The organism is Pseudomonas sp. GW823-FHT01D03 (genome assembly GCF_058798255.1).
The window spans coordinates 861,190-875,873 of sequence record NZ_JBXAKK010000001.1 but is presented as its reverse complement, the minus strand read 5'-3'; the positions used below and the strand labels follow the sequence as shown (position 1 = coordinate 875,873).

Sequence of the window (14,684 nt, the reverse complement as noted above, 5' to 3'; positions counted from 1 at the left end):
AGTCCTCAGCGCAGGTTGATGGTGGTGTTCACGCCGTCGTTGACGCTGTCGTCATCGAACCAGCGCGCCGTGACCGTTTTGGTCTGGGTGTAGAACTGCACCACTTGCTTGCCGTACGGGCCGAGGTCGCCGAGTTTCGAACCGCGCGAACCGGTGAAGCTGAAGAACGGCACCGGCACCGGAATCGGGATGTTGATGCCGACCTGGCCGACGTCGATTTCCGTCTGGAATTTGCGCGCCGCCGCACCGCTCTGGGTGAACAGGCCCGTGCCGTTGCCGAACGGGTTGGCGTTGACCAGCGCGATGGCCTGATCGAGGGTGTCGACTTCCAGCACCACCAGCACCGGGCCGAAGATTTCCTGGGTGTAGATTTGCATGTCAGTGGTCACGCCCGAGAACAGGGTCGGGCCGACGAAGTTGCCTTGCTCGTAGCCCGGCACCTTGATGTCGCGACCATCGAGCTCAAGCTTGGCGCCTTCCTTGATGCCGCTTTCGATCAGCTCGAGAATCCGCGCCTTGGCTTTCTTCGAGATCACCGGGCCGACATCGGTGCCCGCCTCGCTGCCGGCGTTGACCTTGAGTTTCTGCGCCAGCGCTTTCAGATCCGGCAGCCATTGCTTCGCCGCACCAACCAGCACCACCACCGAGGTGGCCATGCAGCGTTGCCCTGCCGCACCGAAACCGGCGCCGACCAAGGCATTCAGCGCTTGCTCGCGATTGGCGTCCGGCAGCACCACGGCATGGTTCTTCGCACCCATCATCGATTGCACGCGTTTGCCGTGCTTGCCAGCCAGGTCGTAGACATGCGTACCGACCGCGGTCGAACCGACGAACGACACCGCTTTGATGTCCTTGTGGGTGCACAGACCATCGACGACGTCCTTGCCACCGTGCACGACGTTGAGCACGCCTGCCGGAACGCCCGCCTCGATCGCCAGTTCCACCAGCAGCATGGTCGACAGCGGATCCTGCTCCGAAGGCTTGAGCACAAAGGTGTTGCCGCAGGCAATGGCCATCGGGAACATCCACAGCGGAATCATCGCCGGGAAGTTGAACGGGGTGATGCCGGCACACACGCCGATCGGCTGGCGCAGGGTGTAGGTATCGACGCCGCCGGCCACGTTTTCGGCGAACTCGCCCATTTGCAGGGTGCCGATGGAACAGGCGTGTTCGACCACTTCCAGGCCACGGAAAATGTCGCCCTCGGCGTCGGCAATGGTTTTGCCCTGCTCGGCGCTCAGCACCACGGCGATGCGTTTGGAGTGCTCACGGATCAGCGCCTGCAGCTTGAGCATGATGCGCATGCGCGCGCCGATCGGGGTGAGTTTCCAGGTCTGGAACGCGCGGTGCGCGGCGCTGATGGCAGCATCAACTTCAGCGGCGGTGGCGAACGGCACCTTGGCCAGCACTTGCTGGGTCGCCGGGTTGACGATGTCGTGCCACTCGGTGGTCTGCGATTCGACCCACTCGCCGTCGATCAGCAGCTTGACCTTCTGGACCGTGGTTTCGTTGGGCGTAAGCGATGCGTTCATGCTGGTCTCCGAAACTTGTTTTTATCGTAGGAGCCAAGGCGAAAGGGTTCGCCTTGAGATGAGGCGTGTGTCACGAATTGGTTGTCGGACTGTTTTTGGAGTATAGATGTGCAAACTTCTAATAAGAACGCACATATAAGCCCGTCCATCATGCAAAAAAACATCACCTCCCTGGGGTCGCTGAACTGGGACGACCTGAAGTTTTTCCTCGAAGTCGCCCGCACCCGCAAGGCCAGCACCGCGGCCAAACGGCTCGCCGTCGACTACACCACCGTGTCGCGACGCATCAGTTCACTGGAAGCGGCATTGGGTACGCTGCTGTTCGAGAAATCACGCACCAGCGGTTTTGTGCTGACCACCGAAGGCCAGCGCCTGCTGGGTTATGCCGAGTCGATCGAAAGCACGTTGCACATGGCCTGCGAGCAGGTCTCGGGCTCTGGTGTGGCGCTTTCCGGGCATGTACGCATGGGCTGCACCGAAGGTTTCGGCAGCTTTTTCATCACCCCGCAGTTGAGCCACTTCGTCGACGCCTACCCGGCGATCTCGGTGGACATCCTGCCGCTGCCGCACTTCATCAGCCTGTCCAAACGCGAAGCCGACATCGTCATTGCCCTGGAACGCCCGGAACACGGCCCGTATGTGTGCTGCAAACTCTGCGACTACCGCTTGCAGCTGTACGCGACCCAGGACTATCTCGACCAGCACCCACCGATCCGCCGCCCGGCCGATTTGGGCAAGCATCAATTCATCAGTTACGTGGATGACCTGGCGTTCAGCTCGGAGCTGCTGTACCTGGCGAACGTGCTGCCCGGCGCCAGCGCAAACCTGCGCAGCACCAGCGTGATCGCGCAATTCGTCGCAGCGCAGCAAGGGCGTTCACTGGCGATTCTGCCGTGCTTCCTCGCGGCGCAGGATCCGCGCCTGCTGCCAGTGCTGCCCGAAGAAATCGACATCACCCGGCAGTTCTGGATGTATTGCCGGGAGGATCTCAGGAAATTGAAGCGGATCACCCTGTTGTGGGATTACATCCGTGAGGTGACCGAGCGTAATCAGGGTCTGCTGATGGGGCAGACCCGCGAGATGCGGTTCGCCGATTAATCGGCGCTGACCACAATCGACACCCGGCGATTTTCGGTGCGTCCTGCCGGGGTATTGTTGGACGCCACAGGCTCGCTGCTGCCCAGTCCGCGCAACTGAATGTTCTCTTCCTTCATGCCGACGGTGGTCAGCACTTTGGCCACACTTTTGGCCCGACGCAGCGACAGTTGCTGGTTGTAGGTTTCTTTGCCCGAGGCATCGGTATGTCCGTCGACCCGCACCCGCTCGATACCGACACCGAGGAGCGCCTTGCCGATGCGTTCGACGATTTCGGTGCTCTGGTTGTTCAGGCTTTCGATATCGCTGCCAAACAGCACTTTGCCGGACAAGCCAAACTCCCAGCCCTCGTCGGTCGCCTCGAAGCCCTGTTGTTTGAGGACGGCGATCTGCGCCGGGGTCAGGCCTTTTTGCGGTGCGGTCTGGCACCCGGTCAGCGCCAGTACGGCGATCATCAGTAAGGCGGAAAACAATCGAGCGGGAAATGTGAACACGGAATCAGCTCCTGGTTTGCAGATTGACGACCGGGCTCTCCGACCCGGCAGTGAATTGAGCGCCACGCGACAGGCGCTTGGCCTGGTACATCGCGGCGTCGGCGGCGTTGAGCAAGGCACCTGGCGTGGCGCCATGATCGGGGAAAACCGCAATGCCGATACTGAGCGACGTCACCACACTGGTGTCGCCCGGCAGCTCGATGGGCATGTCCATGCTGGCGAGAATCTGGTCGGCAATGCGCTCGGCGTCTTCGACCTTGTGCAGCGGCGCGAGCAGTACGGCGAACTCGTCGCCGCCAAGCCGCGCCACCAGATCGTCTTCACGCAGTTGCGCGCGGATCCGATTGGCGACCGCTACCAGCACCGCGTCGCCAGCGGCGTGACCGAAGTTGTCATTGATGCCTTTGAAACGATCACTGTCGAGAAACATCACCGCGACCCGCTCATTGAGCTTGCCGGCGTTGCGCAACGCACGAACCAATCGGCCCTCGAAAAACGCCCGGTTGGGCAAACCGGTGAGGCTATCGTGGCTGGCCTGATGGGCGAGGGTTTCGTTCTCGCTTTGCAGATGGGTTTGCCAGGATTCGAGCTCGTCGAGCAAGGCATTGAAGTCGTTGCCGAGGTTGTCGAGCTCGGCGATCTGCGCCGGTGGAACCCGGCGATCCAGCGCACGCTCGCTGCGGGCGGCGTGGGCCACCGCCGCGAGGCTGCGAAGCGGGCCGGTAATGCTGCGCAACTGCCGGCGCGCCAGATACAGCGCGACCCAGGCACTGATCGCGGTGCAAAGAATGATCCCCGCCAGACCGCTGAGCAAAAAGCGCATCAGACTGCCGCCGTGACCGACCAGCAGAATACGCCCGATTTCACGGTCCTGATGCACGATCGGCAGGCTGATCGGCTTTTCCAGGATGGTCCGGGCGACCTGCATTTCCAGTTGGGAAAACAGACCGTTTTCGGGCCGCTGCCAACGCGCCAGCAACTGCCCCTGTGTGTCGAACACCTGGGCATCCGCCACCTCTTCGGTGGACGCGATCAAGGCCAGCGCTTCGGTGGCGGCGTCCTTGTCGTTGAACACCACCGCCGCTTCCACGGTGTAGCTGATCGAACGTGCAATCAGGTGCAGGTTGTGATCGGCGTACACCCGCAGTGCGAGAACGCCCAGCAGGGTCAGCGACACGCTAGCCATCGTCACGGCCACCAGCGCGACGATCAAATGGCCACGGCCGATGACCGAGCCCAGTGTGGGGCGGCTCCTGGAACGAAACAGCTTCATGGTGCCGCCGGTTTGCGGCGCGACAACTGCAGTACGCTCGGGTGGATGCGTACACCGCTGCGGGCGACGGAGTCGAGATTGACCTCGAAGGATACTTGCTGATCGCCGACCCGCAGGCAGAACAGGCTACCGACCGTGCACTGATCGCCCCCTTCGCTGATGCTCAGCACCGGATGGCCGATCAATGATGTGAACAGCCGACTGCGTTCATCTGCGGTGAGTTTGCCGATGTACACCGCATCGCATTCGCTGACGATCGCCGGGTTGTCGGCCAGCAGTCGGCGCACAGCGACCGGACGACCAGTGGCTTGCGTAGTGCCTTTGACCAGGTCATCGGTGTATTCGGTGGGGCCGACGATGCACAGATGCAATTGTGCGGGTTCCACCGGCCAGCGCGCGTAACTGAGGATGCCCAGCACAACCTGCGTCACCGACTGGGCACGCTGCTCGGCCATGCCCACCGGCGTTTGTGGCTGCGCCATGGCAACGCCTGTCAGCAAACAGAGCAGACCGACTAGCAATACGTGCTTGCAGCGAACCACGCGCTCTGTCGCCCAGACAGCCACCTTCATGCAGGGATTCTCTTGGATCGTACCGAAATGATGCCGCAACGATAGCACAGCGCAGTAACACCAGCGAGACAGCAGCTGCTGACCAGTTGGTCAGTAATCGGTACCGAACATCGGGTTATTTCATTCCCGAGCCTCGCTACCTTCCTCCAGTTCCAGCATCAATCCGCTCAGGCGCTTGACCTTGCGCTGCACCGCCTCTTCAAACACGCCAGCCCGGGGCTCGATCAAAGTGAACCAGTGTTTGGCCCGGGTAATACCGGTATAGATCAATTCCTTGGTCAACACCGGATTCAAGGCATCCGGCAGGATCAGCGCGGTGTGGGCGAACTCCGAGCCCTGGGATTTGTGCACCGTCATCGCGTACACCGTTTCCACATCGTTGAGCCGGCTCGGCAGCACGAAACGCACACCGCCCTGCCCGTCGTTACGCGGAAAGGCCACGCGCAACACCGGTTTACCGGCGTCCGGGCCTTCGCGCTCGGGCAACCTGAGGGCAATGCCAATATCGCCGTTCATCAGACCCAGGCCGTAATCGTTGCGGGTCATCAGCACCGGCCGGCCTTCGTACCATTGCTGGTCATGCTCGATCAGGCGTGCCTTGACCAGCGTTTCGGTGATCCGCAGATTCAGCCCTTCAACGCCCCAAGGCCCCTTGCGCACGGCACACAACAACTGGAAGGTGTCGAATGCCTGCAACACCTCCCGCGCCCAGCTGATCCAGTCCGGATGCTCCAGCGGTCTTTCCGCTGGCGGGCGTTGTTGGCGCAGGACATTCAGATAGTGACGATAACCCTGCGGACCCTCCCCATGACCGTCGAGCAGCAGCCGCTCGAACGTGTGATCGTGTTCGCCCTTGAGCGGCAGGTAAAACACGTCATCGTAGTGACCGGCCGTCAGCAACTGGCGCGCCTCCTCCGGCAACTGCTGATTGACTCGCCGCGCCAGTTGACCGATGCCGCTGCCTTCACCGAAGCGTCGGGAATGGCGCAGCATCACCAGTTGCTGAGCCAGCGGATGCGAGCCGTCGCGGTCCTCGTGCAGGTCACTGTCCTGCAAGGACTCTCCACTGACCGACTCCAGCCACTGCCGGGTCTGCGGGTTGTACCAGCCTGCCTCGGCATCGCGGCACAGATCGCCGAGCACTGCACCGGCCTCCACCGAAGCGAGCTGATCCTTGTCGCCGAGCAATACCAGACGCGCATGCGCCGGCAACGCATCGAGCAGGTTAGCCATCATTTCCAGGTCGATCATCGACGCTTCGTCGACCACCAGCACGTCCAGCGGCAAGCGGTTACCGGCATGGTGGCGGAAATGTCGTGTGCCAGGACGGCTACCCAGCAGGCGATGGACAGTGGTCACGTCGCAGGGGATTTTCTCGCGCACGTCTTCGGTGACTTTCAGCGACTGCACTTGCTGGCTGATGGACTCGGTCAACCGCGCCGCGGCCTTGCCGGTAGGCGCCGCCAGACGAATGCGCAACGGCTGACCGGCCTCGACCGCCGGCGCCTGGAGCAGCGCGAGCAGACGCACCACCGTGGTGGTTTTGCCGGTTCCCGGACCGCCCGTGATGATGCTGAAGGCTCCCCGAGTGGCAAGCGCGCAGGCGAGTTTCTGCCAGTCGATCACTGCTCCTGGCATGGCGGCGCCGAACAATTCATCGAGACGCTGGGGCAGGTCATCGGGCGGCGTTTCGCCTTGCGCCAGACGTGTGCGTAACGCCGCATCGATACGCCGCTCATAGGCCCAGTAGCGCCGCAGGTACAGACGCTTGCCGGACAGCACCAACGGTCGCTGATGCGCCGCTTCGCTATTGTCCGCAGCCAGGGCAACCAGAGCGCTGCTCGCCAATGACTTGCACCAATGGGCGCCATCCAGCGTTTCAAGCAACTGCGACGGCAGCAGCAAGACACCACTTTGCACATCACCTTCGGGAGGTAAAGACAGGGCGAAATCCGGGGCCTTGAGGGTTTCGAACAGGTCGAGGCAGACATGCCCGTGCCCCAGTTGATGGCTGGTCAGTGCGGCAGCGAGCAACACCAGTGGGTCGGACTGGGGCGCGAGTTCGTACAGAAAACCGACAAAGGCCTTGTCCAGCGAACGAAGCCAGCCTCGCTCGACCCAGCGATCAAGCAAGATCAGCAGATCCGAGGCACTGGTCAGTGGCGCCAGGCTCGACGGGTTGTCGATAGCCGATGGCAGATCGGCGAAGGTACGGCTCATAACAGGACTCCCTGTTCCCATGCGGGCTCGGCCTTGGGTTCAGGCTTGCCCTGGAAAAGGCGATCCAGGCGCTCGATCAGCTCGCGCGGCGGCCGCGCAAAATACACCCCGCGACTGTCTGCCCGGGTCCCCCGCAGGAACACATACAACGCACCACCGACATGTCGATCGTAATCGTAGTCAGGCAACCGCGCCTTCAGTTGTCGATGCAAGGCCAGCAGATACAACACGTATTGCAGGTCATAACGGTTGTCGAGGATCGAGCGCTCCATGGCTTGCTCGGTATAGGCCGCATCGTCGACACCCAGCCAGTTGGATTTGTAGTCGGCCACGTAGTAGCGCCCCTCGTGTTCGAAGGTCAGGTCGATGAAGCCTTTGAACATGCCGTTGAGCTGTACTGGCTCGGCGGCTACTCGTGCCACACCGTTGTGGGTGTACTGGCGCACCCACTCATCGAGTTTGAGAACATCGACCTTGTGGCTGGCGAACCAGAACTCCATCTCGACGCGGTACTGTCTGAGTTGCTCGAGAACCACCGGAGGCTGTCCGCCACCTGCTGGCAGCGGCGACTTGAGCAAGTGTTGCAGCCAGTCACTCAGCGTAGTGATCCACCCCTCCCAACCGCGCAGGTTGCAGCGCCGGCCAATCGCATCCTTGAGCGTTTCAAAAGGAACGGCAAAACCTTCGTCTCCAGCCCATTCCAGCAGCCCATGGAGAAAGGTGCCCGGGTTCGGGCCGCGAGGAAAACGATGAATATCGGCGCCGCCGGCCACGATCTCGCGCGGTGCATCCGGGTCGAGACGTTCATCATCAAACAGTTTTTGCGCTTGTGGGCTGTCCGGCGCCTCATCGCTGCCCACGCTCAACACGTCACTGATGCGTAAAGCACTGTAGGAGGCAATCCACCAGTTTTCGCTGGCCTTGCGCTTGGGCACCAATGTAGCGCTGAGGATCGCTTCGTTGCGCTCGGGCCGGTAAATCTCCTGAGTGGCTTGAGGCAACTCACCCAAGCTGATGGCCGTGCAGTTCTGTTGCAAATCCTGCAGCCAACGGCTCAGGCCGGTTGACTCATCCAGCCTTGCGCCGCCACCCAGCAGATAGCCAAGCGCCGAAAGATGAAGCACCGAACTGTTGTTATTACCGCGTTTGAGGTCCGTGACACCCAGCCAGCAGGCATGTTGCGCGCGAGTCAGGGCGACGTAGAGCAGACGCAGGTCCTCGGCCAGACGCTCGTCATCCGCCAGGGCGATCAATTCGACAGTCGGCTTAAGCGTCACTTGGGCTTTGCCGGAGGCATCGTGGTAATGCAGCGGCAAGCGACTGCCATCCACCGGCTTTGCCGAACAGATGAACGGCAGGAATACCAATGGATACTCAAGCCCTTTGGATTTGTGAATGGTCACGACCTTGACCAATTGCTCGTCACTCTCCAGACGCAATATCTGCTCTTCGCCGGCCTGACCGGACAACGCCAGAAGCTCGGCCAGATGACGAATCAGCGCTTGCTCGCCATCAAGCTCAGCGGCAGCCTGCTGCATCAGTTCCGACAAGTGCAAAAGGTTGGTCAGTACCCGCTCGCCATCACTGCGCGCGATCAGCGTTTGCGGCAGGTGAAAGTCGTGCAGCAGACGCCGTAACATCGGCAACACACCTTGCTTGCGCCACAGTTCGCGATAACCACGAAACTGCATGACCCGGGCTTCCCAGACCAACTCGTCCTGATTCAATCGTTCCAGTTCAGCCAACGGCAGATTGAGGGTGATGCAGGCCAGCGCAGCCTTCAGAGAGCGCTCGACATCCGGCTCCGCGCAGGCCTTGAGCCAGGACAGCAGATCATGCGCTTCCTGGGCGGCGAACACCGAGTCCTTGTCCGACAGGTAAACGCTGCGCACGCCACGGGCCGCGAGTTCTGCGCGTACGGCTTGGGCCTCTTTGCCGTCGCGCACCAGAATCGCAATGTCAGAGGGCCGCAAGCTTCTGAAGTCTTCTCCGTCGCGGACAAATCCCGCCGCACCGGTTTGCCCGCCATTGAGCAATGCAGTGATTTCGCTGGCACAGGCCGCGGCCAACTGCTGGCGATAGACTGCGCCCGACAACGGCTGATCCGTCGACAGATGCCAGACATTCAGTGCCGCGACATCGTGGCCGGCGATCTGCAGCCACTCTTTGCGCCCCTGAGACTCAACAGGCTGGAACGGCACCGGGTTTTCCCCGTTTTTTTCCCGAAACAAAAACGCGCCGCGTCCCTGCTCGCGGGACTCGGCGCGCTCGAATACGTGATTGACCGCGTTGACCATGCCATGGCTGGAGCGGAAGTTGGTGCCCAGCGTATGCAGGCGGCCGGTAGTGGCCTGACGCGCACGCAGGTAGGTGTAGATATCGGCGCCACGGAACGCGTAAATCGCCTGCTTGGGGTCGCCGATCAGAAACAGACCGGTCTCCGGACTGTTGTCCTCGATGCGGTAGATGCTCTCGAAGATCCGGTATTGCACCGGGTCGGTGTCCTGAAACTCATCGATCAGAGCAACCGGAAACTGCTCGCGGATCACCGCAGCAAGACGCTCGCCGCTGTCGGATTGCAAAGCCGCATCGAGGCGCAACAGCATGTCGTCGAAACCCATTTCCGCACGACGACGCTTTTCTTCCTCAAAACGCGCGCCCACCCATCGCGCCGCATGTTGCAGTACGGCGGCGTCGGGGGTGGGAAGCGCGTCGAGGCTCGACTTGAGCCCCGGCATCGCGTCGAGACCCGGATGACTCGGTGCCTGGCCCTTCCAGGCTTCGGCCATTCCGTCAGGGGTCAATCGGGTGAAACCGGTGCCGATATCCAGTTGCTCCATGGCCTCGTCTTCGGCCCACGCCTTGAGTTTCTCGAACCAGGGCTCGAAGTAGCGCGCCTGCATCTTGCGTCCGTCGACGGCTTTGCTCGCAACGCCTTCGTGGCAGATCACCAGCAGCTCATCCGCCCACTGACGCCATGGCATTTTCAGCTCGAGCAACGCGGCACGCCGTTCTTGCAGGCACTCGTCGATCAATTCTGCAGGGGCCTTGCCGTCATCACTGTCGCGCTCGCTGCCAAACAGGCCGCGCACTCGTGGCAACAACGCTGCCGGCCCACCCCAGTTAGCGCGAACCCAGTTCAGCGCGTCGCCCTGCATCGGATAACAGAACAGTCGCCAGTAATCGCGCAGCACTTCACCGAGCAGATCGCTGTGATCGGTTTCCAGGGACTGGGTAAACAGGCTGCCGCTGTCGAACGCGTGTTCGCGCAGCATGCGCTGGCACCAACTGTGGATGGTGGAGACGGCCGCTTCATCCATCCATTGCGCGGCGATGTCCAGGCGATTGGCGCAACCGGGCCATTGTGCCGGGTCAAACTGCTCGCGCAGCTCGGCAATCAAGCCATCCGGCGCCGGGGTTTCTTCACGGAAAAACCGTGCGGCCTCGGCCAGACGCGTACGGATTCTTTCCCGCAGTTCCTTGGTGGCGGCATCGGTGAAGGTCACCACAAGAATCTGCGGGGGCAGCAGCTCACGACCGAAGCCGCTCGATTCGCCGCCGTGGCCAAGGATCAGCCGCAGATAGAGGGCAGAAATGGTAAAGGTCTTGCCGGTACCGGCACTGGCTTCGATGAGTTGACTGCCGTGCAGTGGGAAGGCCAGAGCCAGCGGTGTTTTGGTACTCATGCGCGTGCCCCTTCGCTGGCCAACGAGCGCCATGGCGCTTCAAACAGGGGGCGATACAACGCGTCGCACCAACCGGAGAATGTTTCGTCGGCAATCAATGCGTCAAACTCGGCGAATTGGCGTGACAGCGCAGGGCTTTCACGGCGCTCACCGTCACTGGTCTGGCCGTCGCCTTCGTAGGCTTTTCTGGCAGCCGCCTCAGCCTTGAGCGGATCAGTCTGCGCAAGCCAGGCGAAGGCTGTCTTGACCGCGATCGGCAACGGCTGGCGCATACCGGCCTGCCAGGCGAGCAGCAGATCACCCAGAAAACGAACCGCTCGATCCTTCTCCAGCGGCTCAAGCAGCAGCGTATCGTCACTCGCCACCAGTGCCGTGGTCAGGGTAAGTCCGCTGGCGCAGGCCACCAGGTGATTGACCCACGGCTTGATCAACCGATGCCATTTTCGACTTTTGATCGAGCCGATGCTGTTGGGAATGGTCGTGACCGACAACACGCCACCGTCAGCGCGTTGATGCAAACCGGCGAGCCAGCCTTCAACACGCACGCCCTGCAACTCAAGACTGACGGGGAGCGCGCTGGTCAATGGTGTCGGCCATAACACCAGAAGTTGTTGGTAACGTTGCAGCAAGTCCGGTAACGGCTCGATCAACTCTCGTTGCAGGCATTCGCCGAAGCCGGCCATGGGCAGCAATCCGCTGTTTTGCAAACGCCGCGCCTGATCTTCGAGTGCCCGATTGATATTGTCCGGCTGCCGGAGTGCGGCTTCGAGCAGGCTGTCGCTCAGTGTGTAGCGTTGCAATGCGTCCAGCACGAACGGTTCTTCGTCAGCCAGGGGCGCCTCGGCGGCCTCGAAGTACACTTTGAGGCGCTGCGTGAAAAAGTGCCGGACCGGGTTACGCAAGAAATCCTGCAGAAGAGCCAGACTCAGCGGCTCCTCCTGAACATGGGGCGCGAGTAGATCCGCCTCATCTTGTGGCGCATGCACCTGGTGCAAAACCTGCCATTCACGGGCATAACTGAATAGTTGATCGCCTTCATGGAAATAGCGCGAACTGAACGGTTGCAGGGGGTGCTCCTCGGTCATGGAGGTCAACAGATCCTGTTGCTCATCGAGCGACCGCCAGCCACTGGCGAGGTGATCGCGCAACTGGCCGATCAGCACTGAAGCAGGCCGTTCACTGTTGTCGCGAATGCTGCGTCCGACCCAACTGATGTACAGCTGATCGCGCGCAGACAGGAGCGCCTCGAGCAACAGATAGCGATCGTCTTCACGCCGGGAACGGTCCCCTGGCCGGTAGTCACTGCCCATGAGGTCGAAGTCCAGTGGCGGTTGCGCCCGGGGATAATCGCCATCGTTCATCCCCAGCAAACAGACAAGCTTGAACGGGATCGCCCGCATGGGCATCAGCGTGCAAAAATTTACTGCGCCGGCGAGAAAACGCTGGGACAGACGCCCCTGATCCAGCCCCGCGAGCCAGGCTTCGCGAACTACCGTCAGCGGCAACTCATCGACCAACCCAACGGATTCACAGGTCTGCAGCCAGGTTTCGCGCAACTCCTCAAGTTGCGTGAGCAGATAATCGTCGTGCTCGTTACTGGCCTTGAAAAACAGCTGCATCAGGATTTGCAGACGCTGCCCCCACACCTTGGGCTGAGCGACTTGAGTGAGTTCGTGATGAGCCAGTTCCAATGCATCGAGCAGGGCAACCAACGGGCCGATCAATGCAGCATCCAGACCACCGATTTCATCGTAGGGTTCGATACCGGCACAGGCGCTGGAGCTGCCAACTGCGTACCCCAGCAACATTCGCCGCAGACCGAAATGCCAGCTGTTCTGTTCAAGCTCATCCGGCAAACCCAGTCCCGCACGTTGCTCGGCGTTCATTCCCCAGCGCACGCCTGCTCCTTCGATCCAGCGATGCAAAGTAGGCAAATCACGCTCTTGCACGCCAAATCGGGCGCGCAACGCAGGGACGTCGAGCAGATCGAGGATCTCGCTCACCGGGAAACGACTATCTGGCAGCTTCAGCAGGTGCTCGACAGCAATCAGCAACGGATCGCGGCCCCGCTGGCCCTGGTCTGCCAAGGTAAATGGAATGAAGCGTGGATCCTGTCGATCCAGTTGCCCGAACACCGCCCGGATATGCGGCGCATAGCTGTCGATGTCCGGCACCATCACAATTACATCTCGTGGGCGCAGATCCGGATTGGCGCTGAAGCGTGCGAGTAACTGGTCGTGAAGGATTTCCACTTCGCGCTGGGCACTGTGGGCTATGTGGAAGCGGATCGACCCATCCTGCGTCAAGTCAACGGCGGGCCAGCGCTCACGCGTTTCATTGAGTGGCCGCAACTCGAGGATGTCGTCCTGAAGTTGGTTGAGCAGGTTATGTGGCTGATTTTCGCTGAACAGATCAATGCGACCGTCACGAAACGCCGCACGATAGCTGTTGGGGTCATCGTAACTGTCGAGCAGGTTGATATAGTCGCGGCCTTGCTTGCCCCAGGCGGCGAGCAGCGGATGAGCATGTTGGTGCAACGTTTCAGGATCGAGTACGACCGGCATGCCGTTCTTGCGGCTCTGACGCTTGTATTGATGACGTAGCAGATCTTTGTCGGCGACGATATCGGCCCAGTGGTGTCGGCAAGGGTTGTGTACACACAACAGCACCTGACTGAAACGTGCAAGTCCGGCCAACGCTTCAAGCACTTGGGCGGGCAACGAGGATATACCGAACACGATCACCCGCGAGGGTAGTCCTGCTGGTGCATGTTCGAGGGAGTTTATGCACTCGATAAATCGTTGATGAACGCCGGCCCGGCTCTGGGCCATGCCTTGCTCACCGACATCTTCCAAAAGAGCACGCCACAGTTCAGCCTGCCAGCAACTGACTGGAGCCAGTGGCTTTATCTCGCCTCGAACATTGCGTAACTGATGCCGGCCCTCGGCCCAATCCTCGAGCCAGTCGGCCCGATACACCTGATATTGGTCAAACAGGTCTGCCAGGCGCTCGGACAACTGGTAGCGCTTGCGCAAGTCGGTGTCATGGGTGAGGAAGCGTTGTAGCGGTTCGAAATGGGGGCGATCAATCACTTGCGGCAACAGGCGCATCAGCCGCCAGGTCAGCGGAGCCTTGTCGAGCAGGGATGTGGCGGGGATTTCGTCTCGGCCCAAGACCATACGGTAGAGCTGCCACATGAAACTGCCTGGAAGCTGCACATCGATGGCGGCGGCTATTCCGCAACCACCGAGATCGTCCTCTTCAGGATCTTCTGCCAAAGCCAGTTTGAGCCATTGGGCGATACCGTTGCTTTGAACCAGAGCGATCTCATTCTCCAAGGGAGCCAATGGGTAGCGCCGCATTATGCTGACCACCAGGCTGCGCAGCTCGTCCAGGCTATTGCTCTGAACCACCATGAATGCAGCGTTGAGGGACGAGGCGTCCGGCATAAAAGCTTCCTTGGAAAAGTACAAAAGCCAAGGCAGAACCTTAGCACTGTCGGCAGGCTGTGACAGCCGGAAGGGCCTACCGCATGCTGTAGGAACTTTCCTGCAGGCAAAACAAAACCCCAACTGCTTTCGCAATTGGGGTTTCGGAATTTAATCTTGACGATGACCTACTCTCACATGGGGAAACCCCACACTACCATCGGCGATGCATCGTTTCACTTCTGAGTTCGGGATGGGATCAGGTGGTTCCAACGCTCTATGGTCGTCAAGAAATTCGGGTACTGACTCGTGACCTGTTGGCCTCGCTTCAGCAAATCGGGTATGTGATACAGGTGTTTGTGAGCATCGCGAACTTTCGGTTCA

At 60.8% G+C, this 14,684-nt stretch carries 8 protein-coding genes and 1 rRNA gene; 1 reads left to right on the top strand and 8 read right to left on the bottom strand.

What is annotated here, in order from left to right:
* Window positions 1-5: 5 nt before the first annotated feature.
* A complete protein-coding gene (locus AC1RBR_RS03755; RefSeq protein WP_027614149.1) occupies window positions 6-1,532 on the bottom strand; it encodes a CoA-acylating methylmalonate-semialdehyde dehydrogenase in 1,527 nt (508 codons plus the stop codon).
* Between the two features lie 150 nt (window positions 1,533-1,682).
* Here AC1RBR_RS03755 and AC1RBR_RS03750 point away from each other — a divergent pair, with 150 nt between their 5' ends.
* Window positions 1,683-2,630, top strand: coding sequence for a LysR family transcriptional regulator (locus tag AC1RBR_RS03750; protein ID WP_007962101.1), 948 nt, complete (start codon window positions 1,683-1,685; stop codon window positions 2,628-2,630).
* Here the strand turns inward: AC1RBR_RS03750 and yfiB are convergent.
* The 7 genes from yfiB to rrf all read right to left on the bottom strand — a co-directional run bounded on the left by yfiB (window position 2,627) and on the right by rrf (window position 14,591).
* Entirely contained in the window at window positions 2,627-3,121 is a 495-nt protein-coding gene (gene yfiB, locus AC1RBR_RS03745) for an outer membrane lipoprotein YfiB (protein WP_115987657.1), read from the bottom strand. The two genes, AC1RBR_RS03750 and yfiB, sit on opposite strands and share 4 nt — an antisense overlap.
* Window positions 3,122-3,125: 4 nt before the next feature.
* Window positions 3,126-4,394: a diguanylate cyclase DgcN/YfiN gene (gene dgcN / locus AC1RBR_RS03740; protein WP_492563055.1), complete on the bottom strand. Its 1,269-nt coding sequence runs from the start codon at window positions 4,392-4,394 to the stop codon at window positions 3,126-3,128.
* The gene (yfiR, locus tag AC1RBR_RS03735) at window positions 4,391-4,966 is read right to left on the bottom strand and encodes a regulatory sequestration protein YfiR (RefSeq protein ID WP_492563054.1); all 576 of its coding nucleotides are present in this window, start codon (window positions 4,964-4,966) and stop codon (window positions 4,391-4,393) included. Before yfiR ends, dgcN begins: the two co-directional genes overlap by 4 nt.
* Before the next feature lie 120 nt (window positions 4,967-5,086).
* A complete protein-coding gene (gene recD, locus AC1RBR_RS03730) occupies window positions 5,087-7,186 on the bottom strand; it encodes an exodeoxyribonuclease V subunit alpha (protein ID WP_492563052.1) in 2,100 nt (699 codons plus the stop codon).
* Window positions 7,183-10,872 carry an exodeoxyribonuclease V subunit beta gene (gene recB, locus AC1RBR_RS03725; protein ID WP_492563051.1) on the bottom strand — a complete coding sequence of 1,230 codons (3,690 nt, stop codon included), beginning with the start codon at window positions 10,870-10,872 and terminating at the stop codon, window positions 7,183-7,185. The genes recD and recB overlap by 4 nt, the downstream gene beginning before the upstream one ends.
* A complete protein-coding gene (gene recC / locus AC1RBR_RS03720; protein WP_492563049.1) occupies window positions 10,869-14,321 on the bottom strand; it encodes an exodeoxyribonuclease V subunit gamma in 3,453 nt (1,150 codons plus the stop codon). Before recC ends, recB begins: the two co-directional genes overlap by 4 nt.
* Before the next feature lie 154 nt (window positions 14,322-14,475).
* Window positions 14,476-14,591, bottom strand: a 5S ribosomal RNA gene (rrf, locus tag AC1RBR_RS03715).
* Between the last annotated feature and the right edge of the window lie 93 nt (window positions 14,592-14,684).